General features: G+C 70.0%; 12 protein-coding genes. 6 read left to right on the plus strand and 6 right to left on the minus strand.

The window, feature by feature from the left end; translation table 11 throughout:
* Window positions 1–73: 73 nt before the first annotated feature.
* Window positions 74–3,613, minus strand: coding sequence for a DNA polymerase III subunit alpha (gene dnaE / locus ACFYZQ_RS01165; protein ID WP_389140316.1), 3,540 nt, complete (start codon window positions 3,611–3,613; stop codon window positions 74–76).
* Window positions 3,614–3,804: 191 nt separating this feature from the next.
* Here dnaE and ACFYZQ_RS01170 point away from each other — a divergent pair, with 191 nt between their 5' ends.
* The 4 genes from ACFYZQ_RS01170 (at window position 3,805) to ACFYZQ_RS01185 (ending at window position 8,549) form a co-directional block, all read left to right on the plus strand.
* Window positions 3,805–5,145: a DUF2252 domain-containing protein gene (locus ACFYZQ_RS01170; protein WP_389140318.1), complete on the plus strand. Its 1,341-nt coding sequence runs from the start codon at window positions 3,805–3,807 to the stop codon at window positions 5,143–5,145.
* A gap of 67 nt (window positions 5,146–5,212) precedes the next feature.
* The gene (locus ACFYZQ_RS01175; RefSeq protein WP_389140320.1) at window positions 5,213–5,905 is read left to right on the plus strand and encodes a hypothetical protein; all 693 of its coding nucleotides are present in this window, start codon (window positions 5,213–5,215) and stop codon (window positions 5,903–5,905) included.
* A gap of 76 nt (window positions 5,906–5,981) precedes the next feature.
* A complete protein-coding gene (locus ACFYZQ_RS01180; RefSeq protein ID WP_389140322.1) occupies window positions 5,982–6,806 on the plus strand; it encodes a thioredoxin domain-containing protein in 825 nt (274 codons plus the stop codon).
* A gap of 75 nt (window positions 6,807–6,881) precedes the next feature.
* Window positions 6,882–8,549 carry an alkaline phosphatase D family protein gene (locus ACFYZQ_RS01185; RefSeq protein WP_389140324.1) on the plus strand — a complete coding sequence of 556 codons (1,668 nt, stop codon included), beginning with the start codon at window positions 6,882–6,884 and terminating at the stop codon, window positions 8,547–8,549.
* Between the two features lie 7 nt (window positions 8,550–8,556).
* Here the strand turns inward: ACFYZQ_RS01185 and ACFYZQ_RS01190 are convergent, their stop codons facing one another.
* The gene (locus ACFYZQ_RS01190) at window positions 8,557–9,126 is read right to left on the minus strand and encodes a dienelactone hydrolase family protein (RefSeq protein WP_389140325.1); all 570 of its coding nucleotides are present in this window, start codon (window positions 9,124–9,126) and stop codon (window positions 8,557–8,559) included.
* A 117-nt stretch (window positions 9,127–9,243) separates the two neighbouring features.
* On the opposite strand from ACFYZQ_RS01190, the gene ACFYZQ_RS01195 reads away from it, so the two are divergent.
* Window positions 9,244–10,353: a mechanosensitive ion channel family protein gene (locus ACFYZQ_RS01195; RefSeq protein WP_389140326.1), complete on the plus strand. Its 1,110-nt coding sequence runs from the start codon at window positions 9,244–9,246 to the stop codon at window positions 10,351–10,353.
* Window positions 10,354–10,410: 57 nt separating this feature from the next.
* Here the strand turns inward: ACFYZQ_RS01195 and ACFYZQ_RS01200 are convergent, their stop codons facing one another.
* From ACFYZQ_RS01200 to ACFYZQ_RS01215, 4 genes are all read right to left on the minus strand, one after another.
* Window positions 10,411–11,997 carry a Na+/H+ antiporter gene (locus ACFYZQ_RS01200; RefSeq protein WP_389140328.1) on the minus strand — a complete coding sequence of 529 codons (1,587 nt, stop codon included), beginning with the start codon at window positions 11,995–11,997 and terminating at the stop codon, window positions 10,411–10,413.
* 62 nt (window positions 11,998–12,059) lie between these two features.
* Window positions 12,060–13,004: an RluA family pseudouridine synthase gene (locus tag ACFYZQ_RS01205; RefSeq protein ID WP_389140330.1), complete on the minus strand. Its 945-nt coding sequence runs from the start codon at window positions 13,002–13,004 to the stop codon at window positions 12,060–12,062.
* Window positions 13,005–13,067: 63 nt separating this feature from the next.
* Window positions 13,068–13,661, minus strand: a complete 594-nt coding sequence (gene lspA / locus ACFYZQ_RS01210; RefSeq protein WP_389140332.1) for a signal peptidase II — start codon at window positions 13,659–13,661, stop codon at window positions 13,068–13,070.
* A 70-nt stretch (window positions 13,662–13,731) separates the two neighbouring features.
* Window positions 13,732–14,832 (minus strand): TraR/DksA C4-type zinc finger protein, encoded by a 1,101-nt coding sequence (locus tag ACFYZQ_RS01215; protein ID WP_389140334.1) that lies wholly within the window; start codon window positions 14,830–14,832, stop codon window positions 13,732–13,734.
* A 610-nt stretch (window positions 14,833–15,442) separates the two neighbouring features.
* On the opposite strand from ACFYZQ_RS01215, the gene ileS reads away from it, so the two are divergent.
* The gene (ileS, locus tag ACFYZQ_RS01220; RefSeq protein ID WP_389140336.1) at window positions 15,443–18,586 is read left to right on the plus strand and encodes an isoleucine--tRNA ligase; all 3,144 of its coding nucleotides are present in this window, start codon (window positions 15,443–15,445) and stop codon (window positions 18,584–18,586) included.
* The last annotated feature ends 22 nt before the right edge of the window (window positions 18,587–18,608 follow it).

Raw genomic sequence — 18,608 nt, forward strand, 5'->3', positions numbered from 1 at the left:
ACACGCCCCTCGTTCACGCCGGTCTCCGGGCCGCGCGCCCAGGATCCGGTGGGGTCGCTCAGCCCGCCATCGCTCAGCCCGCCAGGCAGGACGGCCCGAGCAGCACCTTCAGATCACCGAAGAGCGCCGGGTCCGGCTTCACACGGTGCCGGTCGAGGCGCAGGACGGTGGTCTTGCGCGGGCCCTGGAGCTTGATACGGACCTCGCTGTCGCCCTTGTGGTGGCTGAGGATCTCGCCGAGGCGGCTGACCATCGGCGGGGTGACCCGCGTGGCCGGGATGGTGAGGATCACGGGCGCGTTGGTGCCCGCGTTGGACAGGTCGGGGACCGCCAGCTCCATCGCGACCAGCCGCGGCACGTCCTCGCGCTTGTCGAGGCGGCCCTTGACGAAGACGACCGCGTCCTCGACGAGTTGGGTCGACACGAGCTGGTACGTCGCCGGGAAGAACATGCACTCGATGGAACCGGCCAGGTCCTCCACGGTGGCGATGGCCCAGGCGTTGCCCTGCTTGGTCATCTTGCGCTGCAGGCCCGAGATGATGCCGCCGATGGTGACGACCGCGCCGTCCGCGTGCTCGCCGCCGGTGAGCTGGGCGATGCCCGCGTCGGCCTTGTCGGACAGCACGCGCTCCAGGCCGAAGAGCGGGTGGTCGGAGACGTACAGACCGAGCATCTCCCGCTCCTGGGCGAGCAGATAGGTCTTGTCCCACTCCTCGTCGGTGAACTGCACGTCGAGTCCGAAGCCGGGTTCGCTGCTGGTCTCCTCGCCCATGCCGCCGAAGAGGTCGAACTGGCCCTCGGCCTCCTTGCGCTTGACCGCGACCACGTTGTCGATCATCGGCTCGTACTGGGCGGTGAGGCCCTTGCGGGTGTGCCCCATGGCGTCGAAGGCGCCGGCCTTGATCAGCGATTCCGTGGTGCGCTTGTTGCAGACCACCGCCTCGACCTTGTCGAGGTAGTCGGGGAAGGAGGTGTACTTCCCCTTGGTCTTGCGGCACCTGATGATCGCCTCGACGACGTTGGTGCCGACGTTGCGGACGGCGGACAGGCCGAAGAGGATCACGTCGTCGCCCTGGGCGGCGAAGTTGGACATCGACTCGTTGACGTCCGGCGGGAGCACCTTGATGCCCATGCGGCGGCACTCGTTGAGGTAGACGGCCGACTTGTCCTTGTCGTCCTTGACGGAGGTCAGCAGCGCCGCCATGTACTCGGCGGGGTAGTTCGCCTTCAGGTAGGCGGTCCAGTACGAGACCAGGCCGTACGCGGCGGAGTGCGCCTTGTTGAAGGCGTATCCGGCGAACGGGACCAGCACGTCCCACAGCGCCTGGATGGCCTCGTCGCTGTAGCCCTTCTCGCGGGCGCCCTTCTGGAACAGGACGAAGTTCTTCGCCAGCTCCTCGGGCTTCTTCTTGCCCATCACACGGCGGAGGATGTCGGCCTCGCCGAGCGAGTAGCCGGCGATGATCTGGGCGGCCTTCTGCACCTGCTCCTGGTAGACGATCAGGCCGTAGGTGACGTCCAGGACCTCCCTGAGGGGCTCCTCCAGCTCGGGGTGGATCGGGGTGATCTCCTGGAGCTTGTTCTTGCGCAGCGCGTAGTTGGTGTGCGAGTCCATGCCCATCGGGCCGGGACGGTAGAGCGCGGAGACGGCGGAGATGTCTTCGAAGTTGTCGGGCTTCATCAGCCGCAGCAGCGAGCGCATGGGACCGCCGTCGAACTGGAAGACGCCGAGGGTGTCGCCGCGCTGGAGCAGTTCGAAGGTCTTGGGGTCGTCCAGCGGGAGGCTCAGCAGCTCAAGATCGATGCCCTTGTTGGACTTCACCATCTTCACGGCGTCGTCCATGATCGTCAGGTTGCGCAGGCCGAGGAAGTCCATCTTCAGCAGGCCGAGCGACTCACAGCTCGGGTAGTCCCACTGCGTGATGGTCACGCCGTCGGTGTGCCGGACCCAGACGGGCACGTGCTCGGTGATGGTCTCGCTGGACATGATCACGCCGGCGGCGTGCACGCCCATCTGCCGGACCAGGCCCTCGACGCCCTTGGCGGTGTCGATGACCTTCTTCACGTCGGGTTCGTTCTCGTACATCCCGCGGACCTCGCCCGCCTCCGAGTAGCGGGGGTGCGAGGGGTCGGTGATGCCGTTGAGGTCGATGCCCTTGCCGAGGACGTCCGCGGGCATCGCCTTGGTGATGCGGTCACCCATCGCGTACGGGTAGCCCAGCACGCGCGCGGAGTCCTTGATCGCGTTCTTGGCCTTGATCTTGCCGTAGGTGCCGATCATGGCGACCTTGTCGGCGCCGTACTTCTCGGTCACGTACCGGATGACCTCGACGCGCCGGCGCTCGTCGAAGTCGATGTCGACATCGGGCATGGAGACGCGCTCGGGGTTGAGGAAGCGCTCGAAGATCAGGCCGTGCGGGATCGGGTCGAGGTCGGTGATGCCCATGGCGTACGCGACGATCGAACCGGCCGCGGAGCCTCGGCCGGGGCCCACCGCGATGCCGTTGTTCTTGGCCCACATGATGAAGTCGGCGACCACGAGGAAGTACCCCGGGAACCCCATCTGGATGATGACGTCCATCTCGTACTCGACCTGCTTCTGCCGGTCCTCGGGGACACCGCCGGGGAAGCGGCGCTCCATGCCGCGGCGGACCTCCTCCTTGAACCAGGTGACCTCGGTGTAGCCCTCCGGGATGTCGAACTTCGGCATGAGGTTCTTGGCCTCGAACATGCCGGTGGTGTCGACCATCTCGGCGACGAGGAGCGTGTTGGCGCAGCCCTCCTGCCAGGCGTCCGAGGAGTCGATGGCGTACATCTCGTCCGTGGACTTCAGGTAGTAGCCGGTGCCGTCGAACTTGAAGCGGTCCGGGTCGGAGAGGTTCTTGCCGGTCTGGATGCACAGCAGCGCGTCGTGCGCTGACGCCTCGTGCGCGTAGGTGTAGTGCGAGTCGTTGGTGACCAGCGGCGGGATGCCGAGCTTCTTGCCGATCTCCAGGAGGCCGTCGCGGACCCGGTGCTCGATGTCGATGCCGTGGTCCATCAGCTCCAGGAAGTAGCGGTCCTTGCCGAAGATGTCCTGGTAGTCGGCGGCGGCCTTGAGGGCCTCGTCGAAGTGCCCCAGGCGCAACCTGGTCTGCACCTCGCCGGAGGGGCAGCCGGTGGAGGCGACGATCCCCTCGGACCACTGGGAGATGGTCTCCTTGTCCATCCGGGGCCACTTCTGCAGCCAGCCCTCGGCGTACGCGTCGGAGGAGAGCCGGAAGAGGTTGTGCAGGCCGGTGTTGTTCACCGCCCACATCGTCTTGTGGGTGTAACCACCGGAACCGGAGACGTCGTCCCTCTTCTGGTGCGGCTGGCCCCACTGGATCTTGCGCTTGTTGCGCCGCGACTCGGGCGCGACATACGCCTCGATGCCGATGATCGGGGTGACTCCGGCCTTCTGCGCGGAGTGGAAGAAGTCGTACGCCCCGTGCAGGTTGCCGTGGTCGGACATGGCGATGTGCGTCATGCCCATCTCGTTGCAGGCGTTGAACATGTCCTTGAGCCGCGCGGCACCGTCCAGCAGCGAGTACTGGGTGTGGACGTGCAGGTGCGTGAAGGGCGGCTTTGACACGGTTTCGGCCTCCAAGGAGAACAGGCGTCGACGGACTTCCGACCGGCTGTGGACCGACTGCGGACAGTCTGGGGGACAGCGTCGAAGTCTATGCCTCGGGAATGACATTCCGCGGGCACCCACGCGTACCTTCATGCGTTGGAGACGGCAGACGCCGTCGGACACATTCATGCACCAGGAGGCACCCAGCGATGTCGGTTCCCCAGCTCAACGGCGAGCAGCGCGGCGAGGAGATCCTCGCCGTCTTCGACACCGCCTTCGGCGAGCTCCTGGCCGCCGACCCGGCCGCGTTCCGCGTGAAGTTCCGGAAGATGGCGGCCTCGGCCTTCGCCTTCTACCGGGGCACGGCGGCCCTCTTCTACCACGACCTCACTGCGAACAAGGACTTCGGGTCGAAGCGCGGCGGCCCGTACCTGGACGAGCGCACCTCGCGCGTGTGGATCCACGGCGACCTGCACGCCGAGAACTTCGGCACGTACATGGACTCCAACGGCCGGCTGATCTTCAATGTCAACGACTTCGACGAGGCGTACGTCGGCCCCTTCACCTGGGACCTGAAGCGCCTGGCCGCCTCCATCGCCCTGATCGGGTACGCGAAGGCGCTCAGCGACGAGCAGATCACCGAGCTGGTCGCGATCTACGCGGCCGCCTACCGCGAGCGTATCCACGCCCTGGCGACCGGCGCCAAGAGCGACGAGGTGCCGCCCTTCACGCTGGACACCGCGCAGGGTGCCCTGCTGGACGCGCTGCGTGACGCCCGCTCCCTCACCCGTTTCGGGCTGCTGGACTCGATGACCGAGATCCGGGACTTCGAGCGCCGCTTCGCCCCGGGCGGCGGCTCCGTCGAGCTGGACGCCGCCACCCGCTACAAGGTGCTGGCGGCCTTCGACGGCTACCTGGAGACGCTGCCGGAAACCTCCCTGGCCCGCCCGGACTCCTACCGGGTCAAGGACGTCGTCGGGCGGCGCGGCATCGGCATCGGGTCGGCCGGGCTGCCGTCGTACAACATCCTCCTGGAGGGCCACAGCGACGCCCTGGAGAACGACGTCGTGATCTACATCAAGCAGGCCCAGACCCCGGCCGTCTCCCGGCACGTCACCGACCCCGCGATCCGGGACTACTTCCAGCACGAGGGCCACCGCACGGTGATCTCCCAGCGCGCCCTCCAGGCGCACGCCGACCCGTGGCTGGGCTGGACCGAGCTGGACGGGGCGGGCCAGCTGGTCGCCGAGGTGTCCCCGTACGCCGTCGACCTGGACTGGGGCGACATCGACGACCCGGAGGAGATCGCGGCCGTCGTCGCCGACCTGGGCCGGGCCACCGCCACCATGCACGCGGCGGCCGACGACACCTCCGGCGAGTCCCTGGTGCCCTTCTCCACCGAGCGGGCCATCGACGCGGCGATCGCGGCCGACGAGGAGGGCTTCGCGGACCTGCTCACCGACTTCGCGCACTCCTACGGCGCACGCGCGCGTGCCGACCACCAGATCTTCGTCGACCTGTTCCGCAACGGCCGGATCCCCGGTCTGTGACCGGAGAGCCACCCACAGGCCCCCCTTAGGGGTCTCTTACAGCAGGACGTGTCACACTCTCCACGCTATGGACATATCCGGGATCCAGCTCAGAGCCGTACGCGCGGCGCTGTTCACGGCACTGGTCGTGACGCTCAGCACCGCGTCGCACGTGCTGCTGTCCCGGGTCCCGCTGCCGGCGAACACGGTGGCCGCGGTCGCGGTCGCCGTGTTCCTCCTCGCGTACGCCCTCGCGGGCCGCGAGCGCGGCTTCGGCAGGATCGCCGCCCTGCTGATACCGCTAGAGCTGGCCGCCGACACCGTGTTCACCACCGGCCAGCACGTCTGCTACGGGCGTGCGGGCGGCCCGGTCGCGGGCCCGCTGCGTTCGGTCGGCTGGGACGTGCTGTGCGGCAACGGCACACAGGTCGGCACGCCGCTGGCCCGGGTCACGGGCACGGACACCGACCGGCTCGCCGCGCTACTCGCCCACGCCGATCCGGTGACCGCCTGGCTGCTGCTCGCCGCGCACGTCGCCGTCGGCCTGCTGGCCGCCGCCTGGCTGCGCCGGGGCGAACGGGCCCTGGCGCAACTGCTGCGCGCCGTGGCCGCGACGACGTTCCGGCCACTGCTGCTGGCGGTGGCCGCGGTGACCGTGCGGCCGGGACCGGCGGTGCGGCGCGTACGGCTCCCGCGCCCTCGCCCGGCCACGGTCCGGGACCGGATCCGCACGCACTCCCTGGGACGGCGCGGACCGCCGTACTCGCTCGCGTTCGTCTGAACGCCGGCCGAGTACCAGCCACCCCCACACGTATCCCGCGTACAGCATGTGCGCGTCCCATAGGGAGATCACCACCATGAGCAAGCGGAACAGTGCAGCAGCGAAGACGGCGGCCCGGGAGCGGCTGCGCCAGGAGCGCGAGCGCCAGGCCAAGCGCGACAAGACGAAGCGGCAGGCCATCGTGGCCGGCTCGGTCGTGGCCGTGCTGGCGGCGGCCGGCGGCATAGGCTACGCCGTCGTCCAGGCCAACAAGCCCAGCTACTGGGCGGGCCTGAAGGACGCCAAGGTCGTCGCCCCGGCCAACACGACGGGCGCGAAGGGCACCACCGTCGTCATCGGCAAGAGCACCGCCAAGAAGACCCTGAAGGTCTACGAGGACCCGCGCTGCCCCGTCTGCGCCCAGTTCGAGCAGACCGTCGGCTCCACGGTGACCAAGGACATCGACGACGGCAAGTTCAAGATCCAGTACATCGGTGGCACGTTCATCGACAACCATGACAACGGCGAGGGCTCCAAGAACGCGCTGAGCGCGCTCGGTGCCGCGCTGAACGTCAGCCCGGACGCGTTCCTCCAGTACAAGACCGCGCTGTATTCGAAGAAGTGGCACCCGGACGAGACGACCGACAAGTTCAAGGACGACGCCTACCTCATCAAGGTCGCCGACACGGTGCCCGCGCTGAAGAGCAACACCAAGTTCCAGAGCGCGGTGAAGAACGGCACCTACGACGCCTGGGCGCTGGCCATGTCGAAGACCTTCGACACCAACAAGGACGGCGTCACCGGCACTCCGAGCTTCGTGATGAACGGCAAGAAGCTCACCACCAACGGCCAGCCCGACGGCAACCCGCCGATGTCCGTCGCGGACTTCAACCGCCTGGTGGACGCGGCCCTCAAGGCATAGCCACCGCGTGAAGGGCGGGCGAACTTTCCGCGTTCGCCTGCCCTTTTTGCATACTGGTCAGTAACCTGATCGGCCGTGACCAGTCGATACAGAGCTCCCATATCGTCCGAGGGCGTCAACTCCCTCTCCCCCCGCCGCCGTACGGTCGTCAAGGCCGCGGCGGCGACTGCTGTCCTGGCAGGTCCCCTCGCCGCCGCGCTGCCCGCCCGCGCGGCCGAGGCGCCCGCCTTCCTGCACGGCGTCGCCTCCGGTGACCCGCTGCCCGACGGGATCCTGCTGTGGACCCGGGTGACGCCCACCGCCGAGGCGACACCCGGGTCCGGGCTCGGCCCGGACACCGAGGTCAGCTGGGTGGTGGCGAAGGACAGGGCGTTCAGCGCCGTCGTCGCCAAGGGGTCGACCATCGCTACGGCCGGCTCCGACCACACGGTCAAGGCCGACATCCGCGGCCTGGAGCCCGCCACCGACTACTGGTTCCGCTTCTCGGCCGGCGGCACCGACTCCCCGCCGGCCCGCACCCGCACCGCACCGGCGGCGGACGCGAGCGTCGCGGGCCTGCGCTTCGGCGTGGTCTCCTGCGCCAACTGGGAGGCCGGTCACTTCTCCGCGTACCGACACCTCGCGGCCCGAGGCGACCTGGACGCGTGGCTGCACCTCGGCGACTACATCTACGAGTACGGCACCGGTGAGTACGGCGCGCGCGGGACCGTCGTACGGCCGCACGCACCCACCCACGAGATCCTTGACCTCGCCGACTACCGCACACGGCACGGCAAGTACAAGACCGACCCCGACCTGCAGGCCCTGCACACGAAGGCGCCGGTCATCGCGATCTGGGACGACCACGAGTTCGCCAACGACGCCTGGTCGGGCGGCGCCGAGAACCACACGGAGGGCGCCGAGGGAACCTGGAAGGCCCGTCAGGCGGCCGCCAGGCAGGCCTACTTCGAGTGGATGCCGGTGCGCCCGGCGATCGCCGGCACGACCTACCGCCGCCTGCGCTTCGGCAAGCTCGCCGATCTCTCGCTGCTGGACCTGAGGTCCTTCCGCTCACAACAGGTCAAGGTCGGCAACGGCTCGGTCGACGACCCGGACCGCACCATCACCGGCCGGGCCCAACTCGACTGGCTGAAGGCCGGGCTGAAGGCGTCCGACACCAGGTGGCGGCTGGTCGGCAACTCGGTGATGATCTCGCCGTTCGCCATCGGTTCCCTCTCCGCCGACCTCCTGAAGCCGCTCGCCAAGCTGCTCGGGCTGCCGCAGGACGGCCTCGGCCTGAACACCGACCAGTGGGACGGCTACACCGACGACCGGCGCGAACTGCTGGCCCACCTGCGCTCCAACGCCATCGGCAACACCGTCTTCCTGACCGGTGACATCCACATGGCGTGGGCCAACGACGTGCCCGTGGACGCCGGGACCTACCCGCTGTCCGCGTCGGCGGCCACCGAGTTCGTGGTCACCTCGGTGACCTCCGACAACCTCGACGACATCGTGAAGGTGCCCGAGGGCACCGTCTCCGCCGTCGCCGCACCCGTCATCAGGGCCGCCAACCGGCACGTCCACTGGGTCGACACCGACCGGCACGGCTACGGCGTGCTGGACATCACCGCGGACCGCGCCCAGATGGACTACTACGTGCTGTCCGACCGTACGGACGCGAACGCCACCGCCACCTGGGAGCGCTCGTACCGCACGCGCAGCGGCACGCAGCAGGTCGAGCGGACCTACGACCCGGTGTAGCCGCCCGCTAGAGGGATTCGAGGAAGCCGAGCGCCACCCGCCAGGTGGCCTCGGCGGCCTCCTCGTCGTAGTCCGGCAGGTCGGGGTCGGTGTAGAGGTGACCGGCCCCGGCGTACCGGTACACCTCGACGTCGGCGCCGGCCCTGCCCATCTGCAGGTACCAGGCGCTCAGCCAGTCGTCCGTCTCGAACGGATCCGGCTCGGCCACGTGCAACTGCACCGGCAGCTCGTCCACCGCGGTGTTCGGCGCCAGGTCCGAGGTGCCGTGCAGGAGCAGCAGCCCGCGCGCCTTCTCGTCGCCGAGCGCGAGGGTCTGCGCGACGGAGGCACCGAGCGAGAACCCCGCGTAGACGAGCCCGCGGTCGGAGTACGGCGCGGCGGCCAAGACGGCCCGCTTGAGCAACTCGTCCTTGCCGACCTCGTCATTGAAGGCCATGCCCTCCTCGACCGTGTCGAACGTACGCCCCTCGAAGAGGTCCGGCGTCCACACCTCGTGCCCCGCGGCACGCAGCCGGTCCGCGGCCCGGCGCACCGCGGGCCTGAGGCCATAGGTCGAGTGAAAGAGCATGATGTTCATGAGGCCATGGTGCCAGCCGGGTACGGCAGTGGCGGTCCGTGACCGCTTGGCGCCCTACCCAGGACGCGGTCGAAGTCACATGTTCATGTCCGCCGACGGCCGGTTACGTTCGGAGGCATGGAGAACGTACTCCGCCCTCTGATCGTGATCGGCAGCTCGCTGCTCCTGACCCTGGCCATCGGCTGGGCCACGGACCGGCTGCTGCGCAAGGCCGACGAACGGGACAGTGACACCCCGCTGTGGGGACTGCTGCGCCGCGGGCGCATCCCCTACCAGCTCGTGCTGTGCGCAGCCCTGCTCAGAGGGTCGTACGACCAGGCGCAGCTGCTGCCGGCGCACGAGACCGCCATCGGCCGGGTGCTGACGCTGGTGCTGATCGGGTCCGCCGCCTGGCTGGTGATCCGGATCGCGGCGGCCATCGTCGAGACGTCCTACAGCCGGTACGCCCGTGCCCACCGGGACGTGGCCAGGGTGCGCCGGGTGCGCACCCAGGTAGAGCTGATCATGCGCGTGGTCTCGGCGATCGTCATCGTGGTGGCCGCCGCCTCCATGCTGCTGACGTTCCCGGCGATGCGCGCGGCCGGCGCCTCACTGCTGGCCTCCGCCGGCATCCTCGGCATCGTCGCCGGTGTCGCCGCGCAGTCCACGCTGAGCAACATGTTCGCCGGGCTGCAGATCGCCTTCGGCGACATGGTGCGGATCGGGGACACGGTGGTCGTGAACGGTGAGTGGGGCACGGTCGAGGAGATCACGCTGACCTTCCTGACGGTCAAGACCTGGGACGAGCGCCGGATCACCATGCCCGTGTCGTACTTCACAGCGAACCCGTTCGAGAACTGGTCGCGCGGCACCCCGCAGATGACCGGCATCGTCTACTGGCACCTCGACCACAGCGCGCCCATCGAGGCGATGCGCGAGAAGCTCCGGGACATCCTCCGCAAGTGCGACGCCTGGGACGGCCGCGCCCACGGCCTGGTGGTCACCGACACGACGCCCACCACCATCCAGGTCCGCGCCCTGATGACCGCGAAGGACGCCGACGACATCTGGACGACGCGGGTCGTGGTCCGCGAGGAGATGATCAGCTGGCTGCGCGAGGAGCATCCGTACGCCCTGCCCCGCGTCAACACTGCCGACGCGGTGCTGCCCGCGCACTGGCCCCGCATCCCGTCCCAGGACGGCGCCCACCGCCGCGCCTACGAGCAACCGGGGACGGGCCGGGGCTGACGACCGCACACGGTCACCGCGGCCCCCTGCCGGACACCGTCCGGCAGGGGGCCGCCGTCATCGCAGGCTGCGCACGTCCAGATGCCGGAGCACCCGGTCCACGATCTCCGGATCCGCCCCGGGCTCGCTCCGGGCGGCCAGCACCTCGTGCCGGGCGGCGCTCAGCATCTCCCCCTGGATGCGGCGCACCCGTTTCAGCCGGCGCACCCGCTTCTCGTGCGCCTCCCGCCGCTCGTCCTCCCCCACGTCCGGGCTGATCCGCAGTCCGATGTCGAACGCCCGCCGCGCCATCTGCTCGGACAGCTCCTCGGGCAGCTCCTCGACCGCCTCGATCTCCTTCAGCCGCCGCTTCGCGGCCTTCGCCGCCCGCACGGCCAGCTCCTTCTCGAGCTCCTTCTCCCGCTCGGTGTCCGCCCGCACCCGCAGCCGCTTCACCAGCCACGGCAAGGTCAGCCCCTGCAGCACCAGCGTCGCCATGATCACCCCGAAGGCGATGAACACGATCTCGTCCCGGTCGGGGAACGGCGACCCGTCGTCGGTCGTCAGCGGCACCGCCAGTGCCAGTGCCACCGAGGCCACGCCACGCATCCCGGCCCACCACATGACGACGGTCTCCCGCCAGCCCACCGGGATCTCCTCCTCGGTGTCCCGCCTGGCGTGCAGCCGTTTGGTCAGCCAGGTCGCCGGCAGCAGCCACAGCAGGCGTACGACGACCACCACGCCCACGATCGCGGCCGCCCAGCCGAGCAGCTCGCCCCAGCGGCCGGACGCCGTCCGGATGGCGTTGTGCAGTTCCAGGCCGATCAGCCCGAACGCCACCCCGGTGACGAGCGTGTCGACGATGTCCCAGAAGGTGTGCCCGGCGAGACGGGTCATCACGTCGTCCGGGTCGGAGGCGTACTCGGCGAGGAAGAGCGCCGTGGTGAGCACCGCGAGCACCCCCGACCCGTGCAGTTCCTCCGCGAGCACGTAGGAGGCGTACGGGACCAGCAGCGTCAGCCCGATCTGCAGGGTGGCGTCCCCCAGGATGTCCATCAGCCGGTTCGCGCCCCAGCCGAGCGCCAGCCCCACGGCGACCGCGACCACCGCGGACAGCACGAGGTCCAGTCCGGCCCGCCACGGCGAGAAGCTGCCGCTGATCACGGCGGCGATCGCCACGTGGTACAGCACGATGGCGGTGACGTCGTTGAACAGCCCCTCGCCCTCCAGGATCGACACCAGCCGCCGTGGCAGCCCGAGCTGGCCGGCGACGGCGGTCGCGGCGACCGGGTCGGGCGGGGCGACCAGCGCGCCCAGCGCGACGGCGGCTGCGACCGGCAGTCCCGGCACGATCGCGGAGGCGACGGCCGCCACGCACACCGTGGTGACGAACACCAGGGCGACGGCGAGCAGGAAGATCGGCCGTTTGTTGGCGGCGAACTGCCGCCAGGACGTCCGCCGTACCGCCGCGTACAGCAGCGGCGGCAGCAGCGCGGGCAGGATCAGGTCCGGCGGGATGTTCACGTTCGGCACGAAGTCCGACACCGCGAGCGCTATCCCTAGCAGCGTCATCAGCACCGGGGCCGGCAGGCCGAACCGGTCCCCCACCGGCACGCTCACCAGGGCCCCGAGCAACAGCACGAACAAGAGGGCCAACTGGTCCACGGCCAACGCTCCGGGAGATCGACGTCAGACGGCTGGTGTCAAGCGTGCCATGTCCCTGCCGGTCACCCGTAGGTCTCCTCACGGACCTGGTCGAGCGCGTTCCGCAGGTCCTCCGGGTAGTCGCACTCGAACTCCACCCACTGGCCGTCCCCGGGGTGTTCGAAGCCGAGCCGTACGGCGTGCAGCCACTGGCGGGTCAGGCGGAGCCGTTTGGCGAGAGTGGGGTCGGCGCCGTAGGTCAGGTCGCCGACGCACGGGTGGCGGTGGGCGGCCATGTGGACGCGGATCTGGTGGGTGCGGCCGGTCTCCAGCTTCACGTCGAGCAGGGACGCGGCGCGGAAGGCCTCGATGAGGTCGTAGTGGGTCACGGAGGGCTTGCCGTCCGCGGTGACGGCCCACTTGTAGTCGTGCTGGGGGTGACGGCCGATGGGGGCGTCGATGGTGCCGCTGGTCGGGTCGGGGTGGCCCTGGACGAGCGTGTGGTAGCGCTTGTCGACCGTGCGCTCCTTGAACTGGCGCTTGAGCGACGTGTACGCGTACTCGGACTTGGCGACCACCATCAGGCCGGACGTGCCCACGTCCAGGCGGTGCACGATGCCCTGGCGCTCCGCGGCGCCGGAGGTGGAGATCCGGTAGCCGGCGGCGGCGAGCCCGCCGATGACGGTCGGCCCGGTCCAGCCCGGCGACGGGTGCGCGGCCACGCCCACGGGTTTGACGATGACGACCACGTCATCGTCGTCGTGCACGATCTCCATGCCCTCGACGGGTTCGGCGACCACCTGCACGGGCGCGGGCGCCTGCGGCATCTCGACCTCGAGCCAGGCGCCGCCGTGCACCCGCTCGGACTTGCCGACCACCGCACCGTCGACCTGGACCTTGCCCGCGGCGGCCAGTTCCGCCGCCTTGGTACGGGAGAAGCCGAACATGCGGGAGATGGCGGCGTCGACGCGCTCGCCCTCCAGGCCGTCGGGTACGGGCAGGGTGCGGATCTCGGGAAGCGTGCTCACCCCGACGAGTATGCCGGACGGGTGAGACAGCCCCGTACGAGAGCCCGGGCAGGCCCTGGTCCCCTAGTCCTTGTGGACCGTGCCGTCCGGGTCCAGGCCGCGGAAGGACAGCAGCACGATCAGGATGCCGCCGCAGACGATCGCCGAGTCGGCCAGGTTGAACACCGCGAAGCCCTTGGGCGCGATGAAGTCGATCACTTCGCCCTGGAAGACGCCCGGCGCGCGGAAGATCCGGTCGGTGAGGTTGCCGAGGGCGCCGCCGAGCAGCAGGCCCAGCGCGATCGCCCAGGGCAGGCTGTACAGCTTGCGGGCCAGGCGGATGATCACCACGATCACGGCGGCCGCGATGACCGTGAAGATGACCGTGTAGGCCTGTCCGAGGCTGAAGGCCGCGCCCGCGTTGCGGATGGCGGTGAACTCGAGCCAGTCGCCGATGATCTGGACCGACGGGTGGTGCTCCAGCTTTGCGACCACGATCAACTTGCTGACCAGGTCGAGGGCGTACGCGAAGGCGGCCACCGAGAACAGCACCGCGATCCGGCGCCGGCCCCGGGGCCGCTCGGCCGGGGCCGCCGCGGTCGCTGCGGTCTCATCGTCCGCCGCTCCAGCAGCGTCCGGGGTGTCCGGCGTACCGATGATGTGCTCCGCCTCTGCCACGTGAGTCCCTCAACCTAGGTACCTGACTTCAGACGAGACTACGGCACCCCCCGGCGGGCGCCGGGAGCGGTCAGTACCGGCGTTCCTGCTTCTGCTTGCACTCCACGCACAGGGTCGCCCTCGGGAAGGCCTGCATACGGGCCTTGCCGATGGGGTTGCCGCAGTTCTCGCACAGACCGTACGTGCCCGCGTCGAGCCGTTCCAGGGCACGCTCGGTCTGGATGAGCATCTCACGCGCGTTGGCGGCCAGCGCCATCTCGTGCTCCCGCGTGATGTTCTTGGTGCCGGTGTCGGCCTGGTCGTCGCCGGCGCCGTCCCCGGAGTCCCGCATGAGCCCCACCAGGGACTGCTCCGAGGTGGTGATCTCGGTGCTGAGCCGGGCCTCCTCGGACTGCAGCTCGGCGCGTGCCTCCTCGACCTCCTCAGCGGTCCAGGGGTCCTCACCGGGGCGCACCGCGAGCTCGCCGGGCTTCACCGCGGCGAGGCGTGCCTTGGGGACGGCCGTCTTCGCCGCCGTGGCCGTGCCAGGAGTCTTCTTCGCAACCACCGTCGTGGCTCCCGTCTGCTTCGCGGCCTGCGCCGCGCCCGCCTTCTTGGCCGAACTCTTCCCGGCCACCGCCTCCTCGGTGCCCGCGTCACTTCCGGCGGCCCGCGCGGCCGCCTCGCCCTCGCCGCTCACTGCTCCGGCGGGGCCGCTCCCGGCGCCGGTCCCCTTGCCGCGCCGTCCCTTGCCGGCGCTCCCCGTCACCGCCTTCTCTGCGACACCCTTCCCCGCCCCGGCCCCCTTGACCGCAGCCTTCCCGGACCCGTCCCCCTTGGCCACCGTCTTTTCGTCACCGGCACCCGCGACCGGCGTCTTCCTGGCAGCGGACTTCCTGGTGGCTCCCTTCACGCCCTCGGCCCCGGTCGTCACCTTCCTGGTGGCGGTCTTCCCGGCGGAGGCCGTGGGAGAGGCGGCCGCCGCCTTCTCGCCCGCCGCCTTCTCGCCCGCCGCCTTCTCGCCCGCCGTCTTCTTGGCCACGGTCTTCTTGGCCGGGGCCTTCGCACGCACCGTCTTCGTGGCCGCGGTCCCGGTCTTGCGCACCGCGGTCTTCTGCGCCCCGTCCGCCCCGCGCACTCCCTGCTCGGCGGCCCCTTCGGCGGAGCCCCTCGCGGTCTTCTTCGCCACCATGGCCGCGGCCCCTTCACATATTGTGATTTCGCTCGCGAATCGTGCTGGGACGATAAATCGACTCGAGTCCCGCGGCAACGGGGCACGCCGCCCGATCCGCCCGCCCCGCGACCCGCGCGCGACAAGCATGCATGCGTTGTGCCCAGCTCCCAGCCGGGTAATCCGCCGAGCCGGGCATCCCGGGATCCGAACACGCGTACCTCGCCATTCAGGTCACATTCGGGACATACCATCCCTTCCCCATCGTCCTCCTCCCCGCACCCGAAATCGTTCTGCCGCTGTCATCGCGGCGCCGTACACTGGGCGGAGCGAAAAGCGTGGATGGGGACGAGTAGCGGCGTACGCAGCCCAGAGCGACCCGGGGACGGTGGAAGCCCGGGGGCGAGCGCGACGTGAAGATCACCCCGGAGCCGCCGGAAGAAAGCCGCAGCACCATCGCGGCCAGTAGAACCGGCTTCGCGACCTCAATGAGGGGGCTCGCCGGCGTGCCAGGCGCACGGAGGGCCAAGGAGGGTGGTACCGCGGGAGCGCGCCGCACCCGGCGCACGTGACACATACGGCTCTCGTCCCTCCGACGGAAGGCAGCACATCCGTTGGAGGAAGCTCGCTGATGACAGCGCCGACGTACCGCCAGGTACCCGCCCAGGTCGACCTGCCCGCGCTCGAGCACGCGGTGCTCGACTTCTGGCGCGAGCAGAAGATCTTCGCCAAGAGCCTGGAGCAGTCCGAAGGCCGCCCGGAGTGGGTGTTCTACGAGGGCCCGCCCACCGCGAACGGCATGCCCGGCGCCCACCACATCGAGGCCCGCGTCTTCAAGGACGTCTTCCCGCGCTTCCGCACCATGCGCGGCTACCACGTGGCCCGCAAGGCCGGCTGGGACTGCCACGGCCTCCCGGTGGAGCTGGCGGTCGAGAAGGAGCTCGGCTTCTCCGGCAAGCAGGACATCGAGGCGTACGGCATCGCCGCGTTCAACGCCAAGTGCCGCGAGTCGGTGACCCGGCACACCGACGCCTTCGAAGCGCTCACGACCCGCATGGGTTACTGGGTCGACCTCGACGACGCCTACTGGACCATGAACCCGGAGTACGTCGAGTCGGTCTGGTGGTCGCTGAAGGAGATCTTCGGCAAGGGCCTGCTGGTCCAGGACCACCGCGTCGCCCCCTGGTGCCCCCGCTGCGGCACCGGCCTGTCCGACCACGAGCTCGCGCAGGGCTACGAGACGGTCGTCGACCCCTCCGTGTACGTCCGTTTCCCGCTCACCTCCGGCCCACTGGCCGGCGAGGCAGCGCTCCTGGTGTGGACGACCACTCCGTGGACGCTGGTCTCCAACACCGCGGTCGCCGCGCACCCTGAGGTCCGGTACGTCGTCGTGACCGACGGCGCGGAGAAGCTCGTCGTCGCCGAGCCGCTCGTCGGCAAGGCGCTCGGCGAGGGCTGGGAGACCACCGGCCAGACCTTCACCGGCGCCGAGATGGAGCGCTGGACGTACCGGCGCCCGTTCGAGCTGGTGGAGTTCCCGGAGCCCGCCCACTACGTGGTGAACGCCGAGTACGTCACCACCGAGGACGGCACGGGCCTCGTCCACCAGTCCCCCGCCTTCGGTGAGGACGACCTCAAGGTCTGCCGCGCGTACGGCCTGCCGGTCGTGAACCCCGTCCGCCCGGACGGCACGTTCGAGGAGGACGTACCGCTGGTGGGCGGTGTCTTCTTCAAGAAGGCGGACGAAAAGCTCACCGAGGACCTCCAGGCGCGCGGTCTGCTCTTCAAGCACCTCGCGTACGAGCACAGCTACCCGCACTGCTGGCGCTGCCACACCGCGCTGCTGTACTACGCGCAGCCCTCCTGGTACATCCGCACCACGGCGGTCAAGGACCGCCTGATCCAGGAGAACGAGAAGACCAACTGGCACCCGGAGACGGTCAAGCACGGCCGCTTCGGCGACTGGCTGAACAACAACATCGACTGGGCGCTCTCCCGCAACCGCTACTGGGGCACCCCGCTGCCGATCTGGCGCTGCGAGGAGAACCACCTCACCTGCGTCGGCTCCCGCGCGGAGCTCACCGAGCTGACCGGCACCGACCAGTCGGAGCTGGACCCGCACCGCCCGTTCATCGACGAGGTCACCTTCACCTGCCCGCACGAGGGCTGCGGGGCGACGGCCACGCGCGTGCCGGAGGTCATCGACGCCTGGTACGACTCCGGCTCGATGCCGTTCGCCCAGTGGGGCTACCCGTACAAGAACAAGGAGCTGTTCGAGAGCCGGTACCCGGCTCAGTTCATCTCCGAGGCCATCGACCAGACCCGCGGGTGGTTCTACACCCTCATGGCCGTCGGCACCCTGGTCTTCGACAGGTCGTCGTACGAGAACGTCGTCTGCCTGGGCCACATCCTCGCCGAGGACGGCCGCAAGATGTCCAAGCACCTGGGCAACACCCTGCAGCCGATCCCGCTCATGGACCAGCACGGCGCCGACGCGGTGCGCTGGTTCATGGCCGCCGGCGGCTCCCCCTGGGCGGCCCGCCGGGTGGGCCACGGCACCATCCAGGAGGTCGTCCGCAAGACCCTCCTCACGTACTGGAACACGGTCGCCTTCCAGGCCCTGTACGCCCGTACGTCCGGCTGGGCGCCCAGCGCGGCCGACCCGGCCCCGGCCGACCGCCCGCTGCTGGACCGCTGGCTGCTGTCCGAGCTGCACGCGCTGACCGACCAGGTCACCCAGGCCCTGGAGGCCTACGACACCCAGCGCGCCGGCAAGCTGCTGTCGGCCTTCGTCGACGACCTGTCCAACTGGTACGTCCGCCGCTCCCGGCGCCGCTTCTGGCAGGGCGACAAGGCGGCGCTGCGCACCCTGCACGAGGTCGTGGAGACGGTCACCAAGCTGATGGCCCCGCTGACCCCGTTCATCACCGAGCGGGTCTGGCAGGACCTGGTCGTGCCGGTCACCCCCGGCGCCCCGGAGTCCGTCCACCTGACCTCCTGGCCCGAGGCGGACCTGTCGGCGATCGACCCGGAGCTGTCGAGGCAGATGGTCCTGGTCCGCCGCCTGGTGGAGCTGGGCCGCGCCACGCGCGCGGAGTCGGGTGTGAAGACGCGTCAGCCGCTGAAGCGGGCGCTGGTGGCCGCGGCGGGCTTCGACACCCTCGACACCGAACTGCACGCGCAGATCACCGAGGAGCTGAACGTCGAGGCGCTGGCGTCGCTCAGCGAGGTCGGCGGCTCGCTGGTCGACACGACGGCGAAGGCCAACTTCCGGGCACTGGGCAAGCGGTTCGGCAAGCGCGTCCAGGACGTGGCGAAGGCGATCGCCGCGGCCGACGCCGCCGCCCTGTCCCTGGCCCTGCGCGAGGGCACTGCGTCGGTGGAGGTCGAGGGTGAGACGGTCGGCCTCGCCCCCGACGAGGTGATCATCACCGAGACCCCGCGCGAGGGCTGGTCGGTGGCGTCCGACTCCGGTGCCACGGTCGCCCTCGACCTGGAGATCACCGAGGAGCTGCGGCAGGCGGGCCTGGCCCGTGACGCCATCCGGCTGATCCAGGAGGCCCGCAAGAACAGTGGCCTGGACGTGGCCGACCGCATCGCGCTGCGCTGGACGTCCACGGACCCGGCGGTCGTCGCGGCGCTCACCGGGCACGCCGGGCTCATCGCCGAGGAGGTCCTCGCGACCGACTTCGCCCAGGGCGAGGCCGACGGCGGCTACGGCGAACCCTTCACCGACGAAGGCCTGAGCCTGACGTTCCGCTTGCGCAAGGTGTAGCCGAGGAGCAAGCCGAAGGCCC

Source organism: Streptomyces sp. NPDC001843 (assembly GCF_042891955.1).
GTDB lineage: Bacteria > Actinomycetota > Actinomycetes > Streptomycetales > Streptomycetaceae > Streptomyces.

Coding starts and splice junctions, on each gene's coding strand:
- ACFYZQ_RS01215 (WP_389140334.1), bottom strand. CDS start 14,832: ATGGTGGCGAAGAAGACCGCGAGGGGCTCCGCCGAAGGGGCCGCCGAG.
- ACFYZQ_RS01175 (WP_389140320.1), top strand. CDS start 5,213: ATGGACATATCCGGGATCCAGCTCAGAGCCGTACGCGCGGCGCTGTTC.
- ileS (WP_389140336.1), top strand. CDS start 15,443: ATGACAGCGCCGACGTACCGCCAGGTACCCGCCCAGGTCGACCTGCCC.
- ACFYZQ_RS01195 (WP_389140326.1), top strand. CDS start 9,244: ATGGAGAACGTACTCCGCCCTCTGATCGTGATCGGCAGCTCGCTGCTC.
- ACFYZQ_RS01170 (WP_389140318.1), top strand. CDS start 3,805: ATGTCGGTTCCCCAGCTCAACGGCGAGCAGCGCGGCGAGGAGATCCTC.
- ACFYZQ_RS01180 (WP_389140322.1), top strand. CDS start 5,982: ATGAGCAAGCGGAACAGTGCAGCAGCGAAGACGGCGGCCCGGGAGCGG.
- ACFYZQ_RS01190 (WP_389140325.1), bottom strand. CDS start 9,126: ATGAACATCATGCTCTTTCACTCGACCTATGGCCTCAGGCCCGCGGTG.